The organism is Streptomyces sp. NPDC006365, from assembly GCF_042870755.1.
Taxonomy (GTDB): domain Bacteria; phylum Actinomycetota; class Actinomycetes; order Streptomycetales; family Streptomycetaceae; genus Streptomyces; species Streptomyces xiangluensis.
The window spans coordinates 85,487-103,463 of record NZ_JBIAHS010000003.1 but is presented as its reverse complement, the minus strand read 5'-3'; the positions used below and the strand labels follow the sequence as shown (position 1 = coordinate 103,463).

At 68.5% G+C, this 17,977-nt stretch carries 19 protein-coding genes and 2 pseudogenes; 11 read left to right on the top strand and 10 right to left on the bottom strand.

From position 1 onward, the window contains the following. Positions 1-24: 24 nt before the first annotated feature. A complete protein-coding gene (locus ACFYO0_RS09595) occupies positions 25-609 on the bottom strand; it encodes a TetR/AcrR family transcriptional regulator (RefSeq protein ID WP_388672985.1) in 585 nt (194 codons plus the stop codon). A 216-nt stretch (positions 610-825) separates the two neighbouring features. On the opposite strand from ACFYO0_RS09595, the gene ACFYO0_RS09590 reads away from it, so the two are divergent. From ACFYO0_RS09590 to ACFYO0_RS09565, 6 genes are all read left to right on the top strand, one after another. Next, on the top strand, positions 826-1,512 hold the full coding sequence (locus ACFYO0_RS09590) for a PaaI family thioesterase (RefSeq protein WP_388672983.1): 687 nt from the start codon (positions 826-828) through the stop codon (positions 1,510-1,512). A gap of 165 nt (positions 1,513-1,677) precedes the next feature. Next, the gene (locus ACFYO0_RS09585) at positions 1,678-2,721 is read left to right on the top strand and encodes an AraC family transcriptional regulator (protein ID WP_388672981.1); all 1,044 of its coding nucleotides are present in this window, start codon (positions 1,678-1,680) and stop codon (positions 2,719-2,721) included. 56 nt (positions 2,722-2,777) lie between these two features. Further along, on the top strand, positions 2,778-4,319 hold the full coding sequence (locus ACFYO0_RS09580; protein ID WP_388672979.1) for a flavin-containing monooxygenase: 1,542 nt from the start codon (positions 2,778-2,780) through the stop codon (positions 4,317-4,319). Between the two features lie 44 nt (positions 4,320-4,363). Next, on the top strand, positions 4,364-5,461 hold the full coding sequence (locus tag ACFYO0_RS09575) for a serine hydrolase domain-containing protein (RefSeq protein ID WP_388672977.1): 1,098 nt from the start codon (positions 4,364-4,366) through the stop codon (positions 5,459-5,461). 383 nt (positions 5,462-5,844) lie between these two features. Beyond that, positions 5,845-6,168 (top strand): putative quinol monooxygenase, encoded by a 324-nt coding sequence (locus ACFYO0_RS09570; protein WP_388672975.1) that lies wholly within the window; start codon positions 5,845-5,847, stop codon positions 6,166-6,168. 74 nt (positions 6,169-6,242) lie between these two features. Continuing rightward, positions 6,243-7,262, top strand: a complete 1,020-nt coding sequence (locus ACFYO0_RS09565; RefSeq protein WP_388672973.1) for a zinc-binding dehydrogenase — start codon at positions 6,243-6,245, stop codon at positions 7,260-7,262. A 128-nt stretch (positions 7,263-7,390) separates the two neighbouring features. Here the strand turns inward: ACFYO0_RS09565 and ACFYO0_RS09560 are convergent, their stop codons facing one another. The 7 genes from ACFYO0_RS09560 to ACFYO0_RS09530 all read right to left on the bottom strand — a co-directional run bounded on the left by ACFYO0_RS09560 (position 7,391) and on the right by ACFYO0_RS09530 (position 12,273). Then, the gene (locus ACFYO0_RS09560) at positions 7,391-8,266 is read right to left on the bottom strand and encodes a TniQ family protein (RefSeq protein WP_388674206.1); all 876 of its coding nucleotides are present in this window, start codon (positions 8,264-8,266) and stop codon (positions 7,391-7,393) included. 130 nt (positions 8,267-8,396) lie between these two features. Beyond that, the gene (locus ACFYO0_RS09555; protein WP_388672971.1) at positions 8,397-8,531 is read right to left on the bottom strand and encodes a hypothetical protein; all 135 of its coding nucleotides are present in this window, start codon (positions 8,529-8,531) and stop codon (positions 8,397-8,399) included. Positions 8,532-8,712: 181 nt separating this feature from the next. Beyond that, positions 8,713-9,546, bottom strand: coding sequence for a PIG-L family deacetylase (locus ACFYO0_RS09550; protein ID WP_388672969.1), 834 nt, complete (start codon positions 9,544-9,546; stop codon positions 8,713-8,715). A 312-nt stretch (positions 9,547-9,858) separates the two neighbouring features. After that, positions 9,859-10,854 (bottom strand): hypothetical protein, encoded by a 996-nt coding sequence (locus ACFYO0_RS09545; RefSeq protein ID WP_388672967.1) that lies wholly within the window; start codon positions 10,852-10,854, stop codon positions 9,859-9,861. Between the two features lie 83 nt (positions 10,855-10,937). Continuing rightward, entirely contained in the window at positions 10,938-11,273 is a 336-nt protein-coding gene (locus tag ACFYO0_RS09540; RefSeq protein WP_388672965.1) for a hypothetical protein, read from the bottom strand. A gap of 287 nt (positions 11,274-11,560) precedes the next feature. After that, positions 11,561-11,782, bottom strand: a complete 222-nt coding sequence (locus ACFYO0_RS09535; RefSeq protein WP_054237256.1) for a helix-turn-helix transcriptional regulator — start codon at positions 11,780-11,782, stop codon at positions 11,561-11,563. After that, positions 11,782-12,273 carry a DUF2975 domain-containing protein gene (locus ACFYO0_RS09530; protein ID WP_388672962.1) on the bottom strand — a complete coding sequence of 164 codons (492 nt, stop codon included), beginning with the start codon at positions 12,271-12,273 and terminating at the stop codon, positions 11,782-11,784. Before ACFYO0_RS09530 ends, ACFYO0_RS09535 begins: the two co-directional genes overlap by 1 nt. Positions 12,274-12,375: 102 nt before the next feature. Between ACFYO0_RS09530 and ACFYO0_RS09525 the strand changes: the two genes are divergently transcribed. The 5 genes and pseudogenes from ACFYO0_RS09525 to ACFYO0_RS09505 form a co-directional block, all read left to right on the top strand. Then, positions 12,376-13,080 carry a hypothetical protein gene (locus ACFYO0_RS09525; RefSeq protein ID WP_388672960.1) on the top strand — a complete coding sequence of 235 codons (705 nt, stop codon included), beginning with the start codon at positions 12,376-12,378 and terminating at the stop codon, positions 13,078-13,080. Between the two features lie 95 nt (positions 13,081-13,175). Next, positions 13,176-13,826, top strand: a complete 651-nt coding sequence (locus ACFYO0_RS09520; protein ID WP_388672958.1) for an FMN-dependent NADH-azoreductase — start codon at positions 13,176-13,178, stop codon at positions 13,824-13,826. 446 nt (positions 13,827-14,272) lie between these two features. After that, complete coding sequence (locus tag ACFYO0_RS09515) at positions 14,273-14,713, top strand: VOC family protein (protein WP_388672956.1); 441 nt, start codon at positions 14,273-14,275, stop codon at positions 14,711-14,713. A gap of 631 nt (positions 14,714-15,344) precedes the next feature. Beyond that, positions 15,345-16,511 (top strand): WD40/YVTN/BNR-like repeat-containing protein, encoded by a 1,167-nt coding sequence (locus tag ACFYO0_RS09510; RefSeq protein ID WP_388672954.1) that lies wholly within the window; start codon positions 15,345-15,347, stop codon positions 16,509-16,511. A 122-nt stretch (positions 16,512-16,633) separates the two neighbouring features. After that, positions 16,634-17,308: pseudogene (locus ACFYO0_RS09505) on the top strand (transposase); the annotation flags it as partial. Positions 17,309-17,374: 66 nt separating this feature from the next. On the opposite strand, the pseudogene ACFYO0_RS09500 reads toward ACFYO0_RS09505, so the two are convergent. Further along, a pseudogene (locus tag ACFYO0_RS09500) lies at positions 17,375-17,450 on the bottom strand (oxidoreductase); the annotation flags it as partial. 34 nt (positions 17,451-17,484) lie between these two features. Then, the coding region (locus ACFYO0_RS09495) for an LPXTG cell wall anchor domain-containing protein (protein WP_388672952.1) at positions 17,485-17,977 on the bottom strand (493 nt) is incomplete at its 5' end.

Below are 17,977 nucleotides of genomic sequence, written 5' to 3'. Positions count from 1 at the left end.
CGGAGTCGTAAAGGGTGGCTTCGATCAGTCCTTGATCGTGGCGAGGATGAGTGCCTGCAACTGCTCCGCGGTGTCGTCAAGGGGCTGGGTGCTGCGCTTGGCGCGGCACATGGCGACGGTTCCCTCGACGGCCGCGACGATGAGCGTCGCGAGCTGTGCCGCCTGTTCGCGTTCGGCGCCGTGCTCGCGCAGCGAGGCGGCCAGCAGGCTCTCCCATTCGGTGAAGACGTCGGCGGCGGCCGCGAGGGCAGCGGGTGTCTCGTCGGTGGCGGGCTCCTCGATGGAGACGGCGAGGACGGGGCAGCCGGCCCGGAAGTCGCTGTCGACGACGATCTTGCGCCATAGGGCGAGGAAGCCCCGCAAGCCGGCGACCGGACCCGCCTCCAGTGCCTTGTGCAGGCTGCGCGTGGTCCATGTGCCGGTGTAACGGACGGCTTCCGTGGCCAACTGCTGCTTGCCCTCGGGGAAGTAGTGGTACGTCGAGCCGAGTGGCGCCCGGGCGTGCTTGGCCATTTCGCGGATGCTCGTCGCGTTCAGACCGCGTCGGCTGATCATATCGGCGGCTCCGGCGACGATCCGCTCGCGCGCCGTCAGGGTGGGCTTGGGCACGTACGTGATCCCTTCAAAGACTTCGCTGGCTATAACGGTTGTCATAGTCTACCGTGATCGTCGTCCATAGCGACTGTCATAGTCCGACGTGTCGTCGAACGAAACGAAGAGAGGTACGTCTTATGCCGATGACCCGTCCAACGGCCCCGGCCGATGTCCTGACCGATGTCTGACCGCACTCACAGCCCGCCCCACCCCACCGCACCGAGAAAACCGATGCGCGCCTCCCTCACCGACCCGTCGGCCGCCGACGCCGACACTCCGGCCGCGCGAGCGACGGACGAGGATCTGGAACACCAGAAAGCGGCCATCAGTCGCCTCGGCCGCGAACTGCGCGCTTTGGTGGAGGCCACGGTCCGCACCGCCGCCTCCCCGGAGACCCTCCACCGCGTGGCAGATGACGTCCGTCGGGTCACCGGCCGACTGACGGGACGGTGGCGCGCGCGGGCGGAGATCCCCGCGGTGGACGAGTTCCCCGGGGGGACACGGATCTACAGCCCCGTCGTCGGAGCCGGCAGCCCTCTGGCGCCGCCCGTGCACGTCACGCCCACCGAAGACGGCCTGGTCGGTCACTGCACCCTGGGCATTGCCCACGCGGGCCCGCCCGGCTACGGCCACGGCGGCATGAGCGCCATGCTCCTGGACGAACTCATGGGGCGCACCTGCGCGGCAGCCGGAATGGCCGGCCTGACCGTCTCCCTGCAGATGCGCTACCACCGGCCCGTCCCGCTGGAGACACCCCTGCAGATCCTCGCTCGCGTTACCGGCACGGACAAACGCAAGATCTTCGTGGTCGGATCCATCACCACTCTGGCGGACCACGCCACAGACCTGGTCACAGCTGAGGGTGTCTTCGTTGCGCCCGATCCTCGCCGGATCCGCGCCCTGTTCCCCGACCTGTAAAAGGACGGTGAGCGAACGCCTCTCGCCGACGAGTCGGCGGACGCGGGCATGTTTCACACGCCCAGACGGCTTCCTGCCGGCCTGCGGACGTTCCACGCGCGTACTCGGTGGACCGGGCCGGGCTTACGAAGCCCGCGGGCCTGGCGATGGAGAGATGGTCGGCGTATGCAGATGGAGATCCGGGCCGCTGCGATCCGGGGTATCGATCGATTGATCGACGATCTCGGGGGTGACGGGACAAGACTGTTGGCCGAGTTCGGCGTTTCGCCCAGCGATCTGGATTCCGAGGACGGACTGTTGCCGACGGCGACGGCCGGGCGAATCCTGCGCGTCGCCGCGAAGAAATTGATCTGTCCGGATCTCGGGTTACGTTTGGCTGCTTATCAGGACATATCGATGCTCGGCCCGTTGGCTTTGGCGGTCGGCAATTGCGACACGGTCGGTGAAGGGCTGGACTGTGCGTCCCGATTCCTGTTCGTGCACAACCAGGCTATTCGTCTGTCGCGTGAGCCTGATCCCGAGCGCTATGCGGGGGTGGGGGCAGTCGAATACCGGATGTTGCATCCGGATGTTCCGTATGAGCCCCAGACCATCGACGCGGGCCTGGGGCAGCTGCATCGTATTCTCATCACGATGAGCGGCGGATACGAACTGCTCGGGGTCTATATGCCCCATCCGCCGCTGACGGACGAGTCGGTGTACGCCGAGTTCTTCGGCGCGCCGGTCCGGTTCAACGCCGGCCAGGCCCTGCTGCGGGTGCCGACGAAGCTCTTCGCCCATCCGATGTCGACCCCGGTGAATCCCGAACTGCGGCGCATGGTCGTGGAGTACTTGGAGTCGCACTACACCGACCCACGCGACAGTGTCTCGACCATGGTGCGGTCGGCGGTCAGTCGTGCGCTGGGTACGGTTCCCGCGCGGATCGACATGGTCGCGCACTGGCTGCACATGCATCCGCGTACGCTGCAGCGGCGACTGGCGGAGGAGGACAGCTCGTTCCAGACGATCCTCGACGACGTACGCAAGAACGCGGCCCACCGGTTGCTGACGGGTACCGATATGCCGTTTTCTCAGGTCGCGTCGTTGGTGGAGTTGTCCGGACAGGCGGCGCTGACACGTGCGGCCCGCCGCTGGTTCGGCAGAACGCCCACGCAGGTCCGCCGTGACGCCAAAATCGGACCTGCACTGAACGGTGTCGCGCAGAGTTAAATTTTTGTCGCCCAAGGTTAAGTAGAGGGTCTGGAACGCTCCGATACTCGGGTGCCATGACGAGTTCCGCAAACCCTTCTTCGCTGCCCGATCACGTCGAAGTCGTGATCGTCGGCGCGGGGATCTCCGGCATCGACGCCGCGTACCGGGTGCAGTCGCAGTGTCCCGATCGGTCGTATGTCGTGCTGGAGGCCCGTGAATCCCTGGGCGGGACGTGGGATCTGTTCCGGTATCCCGGAGTCCGTGCCGACTCCGATATTTACACGCTCAGTTTTCCGTTCCAGCCGTGGACCGGCGGGAATTCTATGGCCGATGGAGGCGAGATCCTCGACTACCTGCGGCGCACCGTCGAGCAGTTCGGTATCGACCGCCATATCCATTGCGGCACGAAGGTGGTGGCGGCGGACTGGTGCAGTGAGACGGCCCGCTGGACGGTGACCATCGAGCGGACCGGGGGCGAGGACGGGCCGCAGCGGTCCACTGTGACGTGCTCGTTCCTTTTCACATGCACCGGCTACTACGACTGCGAGCGCGGACATGACCCGCAGTTCCCGGGAGTTGAGTCGTTCACCGGTACGGTGGTGCATCCGCAGTTCTGGCCCGACGAACTCGACTACGTCGGCAAGCGTGTTGTTGTGATCGGCAGCGGTGCGACCGCGATCACGGTGGTCCCCGCGATGGCGCGCGACGCGGCGAAGGTGACCATGCTGCAGCGCACGCCCACGTGGATCAGTTCGCTGCCGCGCCGGGACCGGTTCGCCGACAAGCTCCGGCGGCGTCTGCCCGCCGGGTTGGCGCATCGGGTCATCCGGGCTCGGAACGCCGCCTACGCCAACGGGTTCTACCACTACTGCCGACGGTTCCCGGACCGGGCGCGGACGTTACTGACCACGGCCGCCACACGGCGGATCGGCGAGGAAGCGGTGCGTGAGCACTTCACGCCGACCTATGCGCCGTGGGACCAACGGGTGTGCATCACGGCCGACGCGGACCTGTTCAAAGCGATCAAGCGCGCGGAAGTCGACGTGGTCACCGATCACATCGACGGCTTCGTGGCCGAGGGCATTCAGCTGCGGTCGGGGGCGGTGCTACCGGCCGACATCGTGGTGACGGCGACCGGGCTGCGCATGCTTGCGCTGGGCCACATCGACGTGAGCGTCGACGGCAAGCCGGTCGAGCCCGCGCGTCACATGCTGTGGCGGGGCGCCATGCTCAGCGACGTGCCGAACTTCGCGCTCTGCTTCGGCTACGTCAACCTGTCCTGGACGATGCGGGCGGATCTCACCGCGCGACTGGTGTGCCGCATCCTCAATCACATGCGCCGCGCGGACCTCGCGGTGGTCACCGCACCCGCGGAGCCCGGGGTGCGCGAGAAGCCCATGATCGAGCTGGCGTCGAGCTACGTCCAGCGGGGCGTGGCCACCTTCCCCAGGCAGGGCGACCGCAGCCCCTGGCGGATGCACCAGACCTATCCGTTGGACGCGGCCGACGTCGCACGCGCGAATCTCCGCCGCGAGCTGCGCGGAGTGCCCCGCGCGTCGTTTGTGCTGCTCGATGCCGGCTCGGCGGTCGGTGACCATCGCCGACTGGGAGGCTGACCGTGGCACACGTGGACGGCGTGTGTGACGCACGCTTTGCGGAGGTGAGCGCACTTCTCTCCGAGAGCCTCGACTCGGGCGAGGAACTCGGTGCCTCGATCGCGGTCGCGATTGACGGAGAGCCGGTGGTCGACCTGTGGGGCGGATGGACCGACCCGAGCCGTACCGTGCCGTGGCGGCGCGACACGATCACGAATGTCTGGTCGTGTACGAAAACGGTCACGTCCCTGGCGGCGTTGCTGCTGGTCGAGCGGGGATTGCTGGACGTCGATGCCCCGGTGGCCCGGTACTGGCCGGAGTTCGCGGCCCAGGGCAAGGAGAGTGTGCTGGTCCGACAGCTGTTGTCACACACCTCCGGTGTCTCGGGGTGGGACCGGCCCGTGACCGTCGCGGACGTCTGCGACGTACCGACGTCGACGGCCAGGCTGGCCGCGCAGGCGCCTTGGTGGCCCCCGGGCACGGCGTCGGGGTATCACCTGCTGAACTACGGGCACATGGTGGGCGAGTTGATCCGGCGGATCGACGGGCGGACACTGGGCCGGTTCGTCGCCGAGGAGATCGCCGGCCCGTTGGACGCAGACTTCCACATCGGCTTGCCGGACTCCGGATTCGGCAGGGTCGCCGATGTCGTTCCGCCGCCGCCGTTCCGGTCGACCGACCTTGCCGGCGCCGATCCGGACGGCGTGTGGATGAAGACCTTCACCAACCCTCTTGGCACTGCGGACGAGTCGTGGACTCCCGAATGGCGTCGAGCGGAGATCGGCGCCGCCAACGGCCACGGCAATGCCCGGTCGCTCGCCAGAATCCACTCGGTCGTCGCCTGCGGCGGCGCGCTCGACGGTGTATGGCTGCTGTCGCCGCAGACCATCGAGCTGATCTTCAGTCAGCAGTCCGACGGCCCGGATCTGGTGCTGGGGGCGCATCTGCGATTCGGCATCGGCTACGGCCTGCCTTCGCCCGCGGTGCCGTATCTCCCCCGTGGACGGATCTGTTTCTGGACGGGATGGGGCGGATCGGTGGTCGTGATCGACACCGAACGCCGGGCCTCGATCTCCTACGTCATGAACAAGATGGGCCCCGGGCTGCTCGGCAGCGACCGCACGATTCAGTACGTCAGCGCAGCTTTCGCGGCGCTGGAATAGCAAAAGGACCGCCGATGAGTGGTCTGGGGGACGGATTTCCTGGCCGCACAGGTCGCGCCGCACAAGAAGGTGAGAGACGTCGAATTCATCGCCGCGATACCCGAATTGTCGGCAGGCAAGATCCTGCGCAAGGAGCTGCGGGCAGGGGGCCCTGGGCACGGTCACGGGTCGTCGGACCACTCGCCGGCCGATGACTGATTTGGCCCGGACCGCCGGTGCACCGGACCGCACGGCGCACGGAGAGCACCGGTAGCCGTGTCTCCCACCGCGACGTCCTCGACGTCGGCTGCGACGAGACCGCCCGCGAAGCGCCGTGAACAGCGGAGTACGGCTTCTGCCGCGATTATAACGAATGTTATAATCGAAGTTGAAAGGGGTAACCGATGGCCAATCAGGTTGTCGTAGTGGCGACTCTGGTCGCGAAGCCCGGCCAGGAAGAGCTGGTCGAGAAGACGTTGAAGGCGGCGGTGCCCGCGGTGCACGCCGAGCCCGGATGCCTGCGGTATGCGTTGCACCGCAAGGCGGGTGACACCGGTGAATTCGTCGTGATCGAGAAGTGGGCCTCCCAGGAGGCGCTGGGGGCGCACTTGAAGGGTGCCGCCATGCGGGAGGTCGGCGCCGCACTGGCGCAGGCACTCGCCGCACCCCTGCACGCAGCGTTCCTGGACGCGATCCCCGCCGGCGACCCGGGCACCGGAGCCGTCTGACCGAACAACGGGGGACCGGGCCGGCAGGCAGATCGGCCGACCCGGTCCCCTCCACGAAAACGAGGAGCATTCCCATGAAGAGCCTGATGTTCGTCGCGCCCGGACAGCTGCGCTTCGACGAGGTCGACGCCCCCACCATCGTCGAGGGCACGGACGCACTCGTGCGGCCGCTCGCGGCCACGACGTGCGATCTCGACCACCATGTCATCGGCGACAAGACCCCGTTCTCCGGATTCGGCCCGTTCCCGATCGGCCACGAGTGCGTGGGCACGGTGGTCGAGGTCGGCCCCAACTGCACGGACATATCGGTCGGCGACGTCGTCGGTGTCGCGTGGCACATCGCGTGCGGCACCTGCGCGCAGTGCAAGCTCGGACACACCGCCCGCTGTCTCCTCCACGGCGACGCCCAGTACGGCCTTCCGGTGAACGGGGCCTGGGGTGGGACCTTCGACGAACTCATCCGCGTCCCCTACGCGGACTTCAACCTCGCCAAGCTGCCCGCCGGAGTCGATCCGGTACACCTGGCCTCGATCGGCGACAACCTCGCGCTCGGCTGGGAGACGGTGATCCCGACCGTCGCCGGTATCACCGACCCGAAGATCGCGGTTTTCGGCGGCACCGGTTCCATCGGCCTGTACTGCGTCGACGTCGCGGTCCACTGCGCAGGCGCCCGCACCGTCTACTACGACGACGATCCGGTCAGGATGAAGGTCGCCGAGCAGCTCGGCGCCGAGGTTCACGACATCCACGGCAAGCGTGAGAAGGACTTCCACCTCGCTGTGGACGCCAGCTGCGACCCCGAGCGGCTGCGCAAGGCACTGCTGTCGGTCATGCCCGAGGGCCACGTCAACAGCGTCGGCATTTACTTCGACGACGTCCAGCTTCCCCTGCTCGCGCTCTACCAGCGGGGGGTCCACTTCCACAACGGCAAGGGTCACGCGCGACCGAACATGACACCGACGCTCGAGGCGGTGGCCTCCGGGACGCTCCATCCCGAGTTGGTCACCAGCGGAATCTACGGCTGGGACGAGATCCCCGACGTGCTGACCTCCGACCGCGCCGGCCACAAGCCGATCTTCGTCCTGGAGAACTGAGGCATCGGAACCGTGGGTCCCTCGGGGCGATCACCGCTCGAACGGCGATGTCGATTTGATCGGCGGCCTGTTCGGGCGGTTCGAGGCCGTAGCGGTCTCCCGCTGGCTCGGCCACAGGTCTATCAAGGTCACCGCCGATACCTATGCGCGCGTGGTTCCCCATGCGTGGCATCGCTGCCGAGAGAGCCGTCCGCGTACCTCGTTCGACCGCTTGAGCTGGGGATTTGCCCTTGCGCAGAGCGGCCAGCTCGGCGCGGTTGTTGCTGGTGAGCAGGTCGTTTCGCGCCTTTGCCGCCTTCGCCTTGTCTCCGCCGTGGTCGAGGAGGGACTGGACGATCAGGTCGCGTTCCGTGGACTCCCAGGCGGACAGGGGGTGTTGGGCTTGGGAGAGCAGGGACGGGGGGAGGTCGGACTCCTCGATCAGGGGGCCCGAGCGGTGCGCCTGCGCGTAGCGGAGCGAGCCGTCGAGTTGGCGGACGTTCCCTGGCCAAGGCGCCCGGGACAGGGCCCGCAACGCGTCGTCCGTGCACCGGAGGTCTCCGCTGTCGCCACCATGGCGGGCCAGCAGGCAGGTCACCAGCGCGGGGATGTCGGGCTGTGACGCTGGACGCCGGCGACCTGGCCGCGATCGAGCGGCGCCCGCCGCCGCGAGCGCCTCGCAGCGACGAACCGGCATGACCGGGATGGAGCCCACTGGCGGCCCGCTGCATGAGCAGCCCGGATCGCTCCGTTCCGGGAGGCCGGTAGGGAAGGTTGCTGCACAGCGGACAGGAACCGGACAGCGGTAATGCGTGCGTGGTGCAGGCGAAGACGACGGGCAGGTGCCGGGGGAGCTTCCACGGGCCACCGAGCTGGTTCTGAACGGGACTTTCGTCGCCGGCCAGGCATTGGGGGCAGTAGCGGCTGGAGAGATTGATCGCCCAACGCCGTTGGGCAGCGGCATGGTTGCGACCGCAGCGAGACGGGTCGCGCCGAGCGGCGCATACCGGGCGGTGAGCCCCGATCCGGTCAGCGTGAGTGTCTGCGCTTCAGCGGCGGAGAGCCGTGTGGCTTCGGCGAAGGGCCGGCAATGCGTGAGGGCAAGGCGAGGGGATGGTCGGCAGGCAGACGACGGTGCAGGGTACTGAACCCGCATCAGTCAGCGATGCGGGCCGGTGACAGCTCCAGCCGGTAGGAGAGCCGCAGGAGGAACTCGGGAAGCGACTCTTCGAGCAACGGGGCCAGACTGCGAGCCAGTACCCGGCGTTCGGAGCCCTCTGTCGCGGGCACGAGCCCCCTCGGCGGACGAGTGTCTGACAGGCGGTCGGGCCCGCGCTGCAACCTGCCGTTCCGGCGAGCCCGACCTCGCCGGGGTGCGGCCAGGAGCCGTCCTCCTGGGAGATCCGGCCAGGGGCGCAGCGTGTGCAGACTGCGGTTCTCCGTGTGTGCGAAGGACGGCCGTCGCTCGGGCTCAGCGTAGGCCGGCGAAGAGGTCGTTCTCGGGCAGGGGCGCGCCGGTGCTGTCGTAGACCCGGACGAACGTCTCCACGCCCATGAGCTGCGTGAACCTCTCCTTGCCCATCCGCAGGAAGAAGATGTTCTCACCCTGGCTGGCGTGCGCGGCCAGCGCGTCGAACTTCTGGCTGCCGAACTCAGTGGTGTCCACCCACGTGGTGATCTCCTCGTCGGGCAGGCCGATTTCGGGTCCCTCTCCGGCGTCGGACGGATCCGGCTCCTCCCAGTCCGCGCCGAACTCGCGCATGATCTGCCCGAACTCGCTCATCATCGAGCGTGGCGCCGTCGTCCAGTACACCTTCGACGCCATCCCGGTCAGCGACAGCGCTGCCATCGTGATCCGGTTCGCCTGGATGTGATCGGGGTGGCCGTAGAACCCGTTCTCGTCGTAGGTCACGACGACATCGGGCTGATAACGCAGCATCAGTTCGGCCAGCCGAGCGGCTGCCTCATCCACGGGCGTACTCCAGAACGATCCTGCCGCGGTGTTTGCCGACCAGCCCATCATCCCGGAGTCGGTGTAGCCGAGCAGTTCAAGGTGACCGACCCCCAGGATTTCACAGCTCGCTTCGAGCTCGCCTCGACGCATCACGGCAACGGCAGCCGGATCATGCCCGGGGTCGCCCGGCTTGGCACCCCCCGGACCGTCACCGCAGCTACCGTCGGTGCACGTGACGAGCACCGTGCGGATGCCCTCCGCCGCATAACGCCCCAGGACACCCCCTGTTCCCGTAGCCTCGTCGTCCGGGTGGGCGTGCACTGCCATCAGCGTCAAAGGCCGGTCAGCCATGAATCCATCTCCTGGGGGTCAAGCGATCGGTGCCAGTCTGCGGCACAGCGGTATGTGACCGCCCGCAGCCCGCCGAGTCCGTCCGGTGTCCCGAAGGATCCGACCGGCCTGGGTTCACCCGCTGCTGTCCTTCAACTGATCATTTCAGAGCTGATCATTTCAGAGCGGGCCCTGGCCGGATAGACCGCTTCGGGAAGGGGGAGCCCGGGAGAGCGCCCTTCGGCCACCGCGCAAGAACGCTGCGGCCCGGCCGCGGGGAGGCGAGGATGCAATGAGGATTGCCGATCTTTCAGTGCGGCGAGCGGTTCCTCGTCAGCCTTCGCCGAAATCCTTGGCCTTGACGAAGCGGCGGTCCGTCGTCGACGGGCCATCCACCGTTCCATGCAGAATCCAGTAACCGCCGTCCTGCTTGTAGCCGCCGGTCATGCCGATCAGCAGGTCGTCGCGCCCGTCCGTGTCGAGATCGGTCAGGTGGAGGTCCCAGCCGAAGTCGTCGTCGTACCCCTGCGGGGGACGCTTGAGGCCGATCGAGGATCGGCCGATCCTCAGGGTGCGGGATGCGCTGAGGCCGCCCTTACTGCCGAGCAGCACCGCCACCGGGGCGCCCTTCAGGGAAAGGGCGGCGACGTCGTCGCGGCCGTCGCCGTTGCTGTCGCCGACGGCGACGCCGACACCCATCCGCAGCCCGAGCCCGCCGCCGGCCGACCTGCCCCGGCCCGGTCCCTTGCCGCTGCCGTACACAGCGAAGGGCTGATCGACGGTGTCGCCGTCGTCGCGCCGGGCGAGGATGTCGTCGCGGCCGTCGCCGTCGAAGTCACCGGTGGTGACGGGGGTGGCGCCCTGGCCGGTGATGCCGGGTACGTCTCCAGCGGGCTCGAGCCCCTTGGCGGTGCCCCGGTAGAACGCGGCGTCGAGGACGTCGTCCGGCATGTCCTCCTCGAAGCGCACATCCTCCTCGTCGTACTCGGCCTTGGTCACCAGATCGTCGCGGCCGTCGCCGTCGAAGTCACCGACGACGGTGTGCGCTATGGACGCCCAGCCGCCGTAGCCCACGTCGAGGGTCGAGGTGCTGCGCGGCGCGCCGCCATCACGGTTCAGCGGGCCGTGCAGGACGGTGACGTGCTGCGGCTTCAGGTCGGCATCGCCGCCCGGAGCGGCGAGGGTCAGCAGGTCGAGCGCGTCGTCGCCGTCGAAGTCCCCGGCGGCGGTGGCCGGGAGGACATCCGTGGGCAGCTTGGTGGCGCCCGCAGGACCGTCGGGGCCGCCCAGATGATGTGCTGCTCGAACATCGACTCCTCTCCGTGCCATACGAGTTGGCTTACGACGACGTCGGCGTGACCGTCGTCGTCCAGGTCACCGGTGAACTGCGTCGACTCGTCGTCAGCCCACGGCTAAGGAGTGTGCTGGGCTTGGGGCTCGACGTAGCGGTCCGTGAGGCGGGAGGCTGCGCCCGGCTTCGTGCCGCCGGGCGCAGCGAAGGCGATAAATCGGCTGTTGTGCCATGTGAGCGCGGCCTTCGGGTCTTCGTACCAGCTGTTGACGACCGCGTCGGCGTGCCCGTCGCCGTTGATGTCGTCCCGGTTGACCGGGGTGCGCCCCCGTTCGACAGGGGAAGGGGTCGGCCGCGCGGACTTGCGGTCGCCGTCGCCCGAACAATCCGTGAGCAGGAGAGCGGCCACGCAGAGAAGAGCCGGGGCGGCGCCGAGACACCGCGGCAGTGGAGACATGCGGCACAAGCCTGCCGTGCGAGGCTTACGGGCCGGTAACAGCCGAGTCATGATCGCGGCTCGATCGATATGCCGTGATGACCCCAGCAGTTCGACTCCGCAGTGCCGGGGCATCTGGCTCATCGAAGTGAGGCAGACGCCAGTGGCCCCATTGCCAGAGGCACTGGGCTGGGCACCTCGGCCAGACACTCCAGCAGGCCCGGGATCTCCCCGGGTGCGGCCCCGGGATGCTCGCGGAGTTGGTCAAAGGCAAGCGGGATCGGCGATGACGCGTCGGCAGGCACGGTTCATTCGCCGGCGGTGTCCTCGGCCTCCCAGCGAAGCAGGTCGCCTGGCTGGCACTTGAGCACTTCGCAGAGCGCGGCGAGCGTCGCAAAGCGCACCGCCTTGGCGCGGCCGTTCTTGAGTACCGCCAGGTTGGCGGGCGTGATCCCTACGCGGTCGGCGAGTTCGCCCACGGACATCTTCCGCCTGGCCAGCATCACGTCGATGTCGACGGCGATCGGCATCAGATCACCTCGTCCAACTCGGCCTGCATCTGCGCCGCTTCGACGTCGCGGGCGACGGCCTGGGCGAGCAGCATCCGCAGCACGAGCACGATGAGCGCGACTCCCAGGATGGCCACGCCAATCCCGCCCATGATGAGCGTGACGCCCGGGTCGTCCCGCTGGCCGGGCGCATTCAGGGCCGTGACCGCGAACCACACGAGAGCAGCCGCAACGATCGCGCCGATGATGACGTCCACGTACCGGAAGGCGGCGTGGGAGAACACGGTTCCGCGTCGCACCATCGTTACCAGTCGCCATACACAGACCAGGGCGACCTGGGCCGTCCCGATGCCCAGGATCGTGATCACGCGCAGCGGGGTCAGCGGGAGCGACCCGTCCTCCGGGTCGCTCCCGCTGACCAACGCCCACACCAACAATGCCTGTACGAACACGGTGCCGGTGAGCACCACCACGAGCACGGCGCGCAGCGCGCGCACTGTCAGCTTTCCCATGACCCATCCTCCCATCGAGCTACGATGGGAATCTATCGAATCTCGATAGATAGAGCAAGGGCTGGGCCGGAGGGTGGGCAGCGGTTTCGCGCGATCGAGGCCATGGAGCTTCATGCCGTCGGCCACGCACAGCTCGTCGCGGCGGTGGACCCGGCCGGGGAGACGCTGCGCCGCTGGGCCGACGTCATGGCGCACGCGCCACGCGAGCTGTCGACGGCGGTGATGCTGTCCTCGCAGGGCACCACCACCGCCGCGTTCATCACCGCAGTCGTGGCCTCGGACAGCCCGCCCGTCATCCGCGACGCCGTCGAACCGCTCCTCGGCATCGGCGACGTAAGGGCCCAGCAGGCCCACGTCGTCCCCTACACCGAGCTGCTCCCACCGCACCATCTGCACGCCAACACCGGCCAGATGCCCGCCGGCACGACCAACGGACTGCTCACTGACATGACCCCGGACGCCGCCCGCGCACTGGTCACGGCGTCGGCCGGCCCCGACCCGGTCCTGATCCAGCTGCGTTCACTCGGCGGCGCGACCCACGACCCTGCCCCCTGGGCCACCGCGTTCGCCCACCGCCACCAGAACACCCTCGTCATCGCCACGGCGTTCCTGCCGGACGCCCCCGCCACACTGGCCACCGCCTGGCGTCCCCTCGCCCCGCACACCGACGGCGCCTACGTGAACTTCGAGAGCGCCCCCGACGAGGCGACGTTCGCCCGCGCCTACCCGGGACCGACCCGCACCCGTGTCACCGACCTGTGGAAGCGCTACGACCCCGACGGCGTCCTACGCCATCAGCCGACCTGACTGCGCCGTCGGCCGACTCAATCTACCGACCATGAGCCCGCTGCACCCGCCGCGAGCGCCCGACCTCTCATCTCACCCTGTACTGGAGATACTTCATGGCCACGTTGCTGCACATCGACTCCTCTGTGTTCCCGGGCGGCGCCTCCGCGTCCCGCGCCGTGACGGAGACCTTCCGCACGACCTGGGAGGAGCAGCACCCGGAGGGCACGGTGATCTACCGCGACCTCTCCGTCGACCCCGTCCCGCACATCACCGCCCAAGCCCACACGGCCGGGTTCGCCGACCCGGACGCCCACACGCCCGAGCAGGCCGCCGCCTTCGCCGAACGCCTGGAGCTGATCGAGGAGTTGGAGCGTGCGGACGCGGTGCTGATCGGCGCGCCGATGTACAACTACACGATCCCCTCGACCCTCAAGGCCTGGCTGGACAACGTGATCCTCTTCGGCCGCACCTCGGGCGACAACCCCTCCGCCAAGGGCACCCCGGTCACCGTCGTCGCCAGCCGCGGCGGCTCCTACGCGCCCGGCACCCCGAAGGAGCCGTACGAGTATGTGCGGAACTACCTGACGGCGACCCTCGCCGGCATGCTCGCCCTCGACCTCGACTTCATCGTTCCGGAACTCACCATGGCCCCGCACCATCCGGCCATGGCCGAACTGGTGCCGCTGTTCGAAACCTCCCGCGACCGCGCCTTCCAGGACGCGGCCACCAAGGCCAAGGCCCTCGCCGAGCGCCTCGCCGCGTAAAACACGAGAACGCCGTGCGCGTCCCTGCCACCGGGACATCGCACGGCGTTCTGACCGGTCATCGCCGACCGCGGCTGCCGAAGCACAGGGCTGCTCCCCGCACGGTCGCGAGACGGGCCGGGCCGAACTCCCGGCCTTTCGGCCTGCTGCGCAGGTACTCGGGACGTCCGGTCGGCCTCTAATCAGTGCGGTTTCGTGATCTATCTAGTCGGTTCGTCGCCGGAGCGTCGTCGGTAGTGGCTGTGGCGGGCTGTCGCCTGGTGTTGTCGCCGCCAGTCGGACCGGTGCAGCAGCTCGGCCGCTGCGGGTCTGCTGTAGCGGTGCTGATGCGCGATCTAGATTTTTCGGAGTTCGGCGGTCTGAGGATGTCGAGAACGTGCCACCGGCTCCGTCCCAGGGTCATCGGCGGCCACCACCGGCCGCACGAGGAAGAAGGAGAAACCAGCATGGCGGTTCAGCGGATGGACAACGTCGGCATCGTCGTCGAGGACATGGATGCCGCCATCGCGTTCTTCGTGGCACTCGGTATGGAGCTGGAGGGCAGGGCGGAGGTCGAGGGCCTCGTCGCCGACCAGTGCACCGGACTCGACGGCGTCCGCTGTGACATCGCGATGGTCCGGACCCCGGACGGTCACAGCCGGCTCGAGCTGGCCAAGTACCGCAGCCCCGCAGTGATCAGCGCCGGGCCACGCAACCGGCCGCACAACATTCTGGGCACGCACCGCGTCATGTTCGCCGTCGACGACCTCGAGGACACCGTTGCCCGCCTGCGCCCTCACGGCGCCGAACTCGTCGGCGAGATCGCCCGGTTCGAGGACAGCTATCTGCTCTGCTACATCCGCGGCCCGGAGGGCATCATCGTCGGACTGGCCGAGCAACTGGGCTGAGAAGGAGGAACCGAACCACGCAGCCGAACGAGATCATCGAGGTTCTGAACCGCCCGATCAGCCAGGAGCTGCTGGCCCGTGACGTGACCCGCCTGTCGTACGTTGCCAAGGACGGACCCCCGTGCAACGTACAGATCGCAAGCGCAATCCCGTGGCTGTGTCACTTCCTGTGGGATCTGGGTCTCGTTGTGTGGAGCGTGACGCTGCGTGCCCGAAGTCGCGAGCGGTGTAGGGCTGTTGTCCGCGACACCGACCTTCTCCTCCACGGCCCCGTCGCCGCCATCCCCGTACCGCACCGCGCCCCGGGCACGCGGAAACTCCGGGGTCCGTGGCATTCGTGACAGGGCACCACGATCCGGATCAGGTCAGCTGCGGCGTGGATTGGATGCCATTGCGGCAGCGCGCCGGCCGGCACGGCGCTGCAAACTCTCCGAAGTGCGGCTGCCCTCGTGCGGTACGACGAGCTCACCGTCCAGCACAAGGCCTCACCGAGTCCGGAGGCGGAGTGGGAACCGGAGCGGGTCGAGCGGTGTACCAGAGATGACGGTGCATCGCGGGCCGGGTATACCGGTCGGATCGGGGGCTTCCTGTGAGGTGGCGCGGGGGTAAGTACAGGGGCAGTTGGGGCATCTTGGTCGCCGCCGTGCTGGCCGTGCTGGCCCTGGCGTCGGCATGCGTCGAGGCGGACAGGGGCAAGGACAGGGACCGGAGCGCGCAGGCGGCTGAGCGCGCCCACTCCTCAGGGGCGGCGACATCCCCCCGGATCCCGTCGGGGACCGATCTGCCCGGCAGTTCGGTCGCCGTCGACTTCGCGAGGGACGGCAGTGGCTTCGCGCTGCTCGCCGAGTGTGGGAAAACACGCTGCCAGCAGCGGGTCGCCGTGCTCGACAAGGGCGCTGATGCCTGGCGGCTCGAGCGTTCCCCGCTGGCGGACGTCACCGTGGAGCACGGCATCACGGCGACGCTCAGGGTGCTGGAACCCGGTCGCGCGCTGATCACGGAGGGCGTGTGGCCGCCGCCGGACCGGACCTGGTTCACGAGTGACGGGGGACGCCACTGGCGGCAGGGCTCCGCCGAGCCCTCGGGCACGGTCCCGGTGCTGCCCGAGGGCGGCACACTGTTCGAGGACTGCACACGGATGGACCAGGAGGGCAACAACTGCGAGCACTCCCGCGTCCTCACGGTCCTGCCCACCACGGGCGAGTTCCGGGCCCTGGCCACTCAGCCGCCACTGAAGCCCCCGGTCGTCCCGGCCGGGCAGACCGAGGACCTGGTCTTCGCTTCCGGCCGTGATCCGCGCTCTGGCCGTGTCGCGCTCGCCGTCAGCGAGGACGGGGGGCGCAGCTGGCGGTTGTCCCAGCCGACGGTAACCGGAGAGTCGGTCTGGGACCTGCGCGTGACCGGAGTCGGAAAAGTGCTCTACGCGGCAGAGCCGGGCGAGCTGCCCGACGAGGAGAACGTGAAGAACGGCCTGCTCGCCCTCTACCGCAGCACGGACGGCGGCGGCACCTGGGAGCGGGTCTGGGAGCACCGCAAGGGCGTGGATCCGCGCTCCCTGCTCGGCACGCCGGTCGCCGCCGCCGACGGCAGCCTGACGATCCACAGTGAGGACGGCGTCTGGCGCAGTACGGACGGAGGCCGGTCCTTCGCACGCCACCGAAACTCCGGAGGGATGTCGGGCTGGGCGACCACGACCGCGCTCGGTTATCTGTGGGGCGACAGCTTCGGCGTCGGGAGCTGGCGCCTATCCACCGACGGCGTCCAGTGGACACGGTTCGAACTGGGCAACGGGACCTGAGCGTGGTGTTTAACCTCGGCTGTTCACCTGACCCGCTGATCTTGGTTCATTCCTGGGACAGCGGGCGGCCGTTCTTCACGCTTCGAGGTGTCGAGCAACGTCGCGTGAAGGAACGGCCTCTGGTGAAAAGTCTCGCCGCTGAACAGACCGCTGACGCCGCGTTGGGCGTCTTGTCCCACTTTCGTGTCGAGTTCTACGACTGCCTCTACACACGGGCGGATGCGCTCTTCGAGCTCACCGACGCAGTGCTGTGCTCGGACGGCCCGGTGACGTCGCTGGTCGAGTTGACGCTCACGGCCGAGCACCGGCGCGGGCACGGGGCGATGTACGACGCGGTCAATCACGGCTGGCTGGAGCCGCGCAGCCTGCGCAGGCTGCTGGCCTCCACGCCGCTGCCGCGTGCCTCCGACGGGCGGATCGTCCTTGCCGTCGACGTAAGCAACTGGCTGCGTCCCGACGCCCCCACCAGCCCGGAGCTGCTGTTCTGCCACGTCTACGGACGAGGCCGCAGCGCGGATCAGTTCATCCCCGGCTGGCCCTACTCCTTCGTCGCCGCGCTGGAGAGGGGACGCACGTCCTGGACGGCCGTGCCGGACGCGATCCGGCTCGGGCCGGCCGACGACGCCACCGCGGTGACCGCCATCCAGTTGCGCGAGGTGGTCACCCGGCTGGTGCATGCCGGGCAGTGGCGGCCGGGCGACGCGGACATCCTCGTCGTCATGGACACTGGCTACGACGTCACCCGCCTCGCCTACGTCCTGGCCGACCTGCCCGTCCGAAGTAGACCGCGTCGCCGCTGAACGTCGCGTCGCCGAAGTTGACCATGCCGTGGAAGTGGCTGTGTGAGAAGTCGCCGACGTCGAAGAGTGGCGAGACGGTGGTCACCCGCAGGGAGTCACCGGCTTCGTGGCGCAGACCTTCGCAGATGGCACTGGGTGCCGGACGCGATGCGTCCGGCACCCAGAACGGAGCACTACCGACGAGACGCGGCTCGGCCTCGCCGGTACAGGATGGCGCCGCCCATCAGCAGGAACGCGGCGACGACTGAAGCCACGAACGCCTGCTCCCCAGCCCCCGTGTCGGGGAGGGAGGGCGGCTCCGTCGCGGGTGAGGCGGGCGGCTTTGTCGAGGGCTCGGGGTGTGGCTTTGTCGGGGGCTCGGGATGCGGGGCGGTCGGCGGCGCCGACGTGGGCGGCTTTGTCGCCGGCGGTGCGGTGGAGGGCTGTGTCGACGGCGTATCGCCGTAACCTTCCGGCGTGTTCGAGTCGTCGCCATAGCCGCCGTCGTCGCCGTAGCCGCTTTCGACGTTCTCGTCGCCATAGCCACCTTGATCAGTGGCGGGCGAGGACGGCTTTGTCGCCGGCGGTGTGGTGGAGGGCTGTGTCGACGGCGTATCGCCGTAACCTTCCGGCGTGTTCGAGTCGTCGCCATAGCCGCCGTCGTCGCCGTAGCCGCTTTCGACGTTC

Bases quoted from the DNA above. Each gene is read 5' to 3' on its own strand.
- ACFYO0_RS09590 (WP_388672983.1), top strand. From the start codon at position 826: ATGCGCGCCTCCCTCACCGACCCGTCGGCCGCCGACGCCGACACTCCG.
- ACFYO0_RS09585 (WP_388672981.1), top strand. From the start codon at position 1,678: ATGCAGATGGAGATCCGGGCCGCTGCGATCCGGGGTATCGATCGATTG.
- ACFYO0_RS09580 (WP_388672979.1), top strand. From the start codon at position 2,778: ATGACGAGTTCCGCAAACCCTTCTTCGCTGCCCGATCACGTCGAAGTC.
- ACFYO0_RS09570 (WP_388672975.1), top strand. From the start codon at position 5,845: ATGGCCAATCAGGTTGTCGTAGTGGCGACTCTGGTCGCGAAGCCCGGC.
- ACFYO0_RS09565 (WP_388672973.1), top strand. From the start codon at position 6,243: ATGAAGAGCCTGATGTTCGTCGCGCCCGGACAGCTGCGCTTCGACGAG.
- ACFYO0_RS09550 (WP_388672969.1), bottom strand. From the start codon at position 9,546: ATGGCTGACCGGCCTTTGACGCTGATGGCAGTGCACGCCCACCCGGAC.
- ACFYO0_RS09545 (WP_388672967.1), bottom strand. From the start codon at position 10,854: ATGGCACGGAGAGGAGTCGATGTTCGAGCAGCACATCATCTGGGCGGC.
- ACFYO0_RS09540 (WP_388672965.1), bottom strand. From the start codon at position 11,273: ATGTCTCCACTGCCGCGGTGTCTCGGCGCCGCCCCGGCTCTTCTCTGC.
- ACFYO0_RS09535 (WP_054237256.1), bottom strand. From the start codon at position 11,782: ATGCCGATCGCCGTCGACATCGACGTGATGCTGGCCAGGCGGAAGATG.
- ACFYO0_RS09530 (WP_388672962.1), bottom strand. From the start codon at position 12,273: ATGGGAAAGCTGACAGTGCGCGCGCTGCGCGCCGTGCTCGTGGTGGTG.
- ACFYO0_RS09525 (WP_388672960.1), top strand. From the start codon at position 12,376: ATGGAGCTTCATGCCGTCGGCCACGCACAGCTCGTCGCGGCGGTGGAC.
- ACFYO0_RS09520 (WP_388672958.1), top strand. From the start codon at position 13,176: ATGGCCACGTTGCTGCACATCGACTCCTCTGTGTTCCCGGGCGGCGCC.
- ACFYO0_RS09515 (WP_388672956.1), top strand. From the start codon at position 14,273: ATGGCGGTTCAGCGGATGGACAACGTCGGCATCGTCGTCGAGGACATG.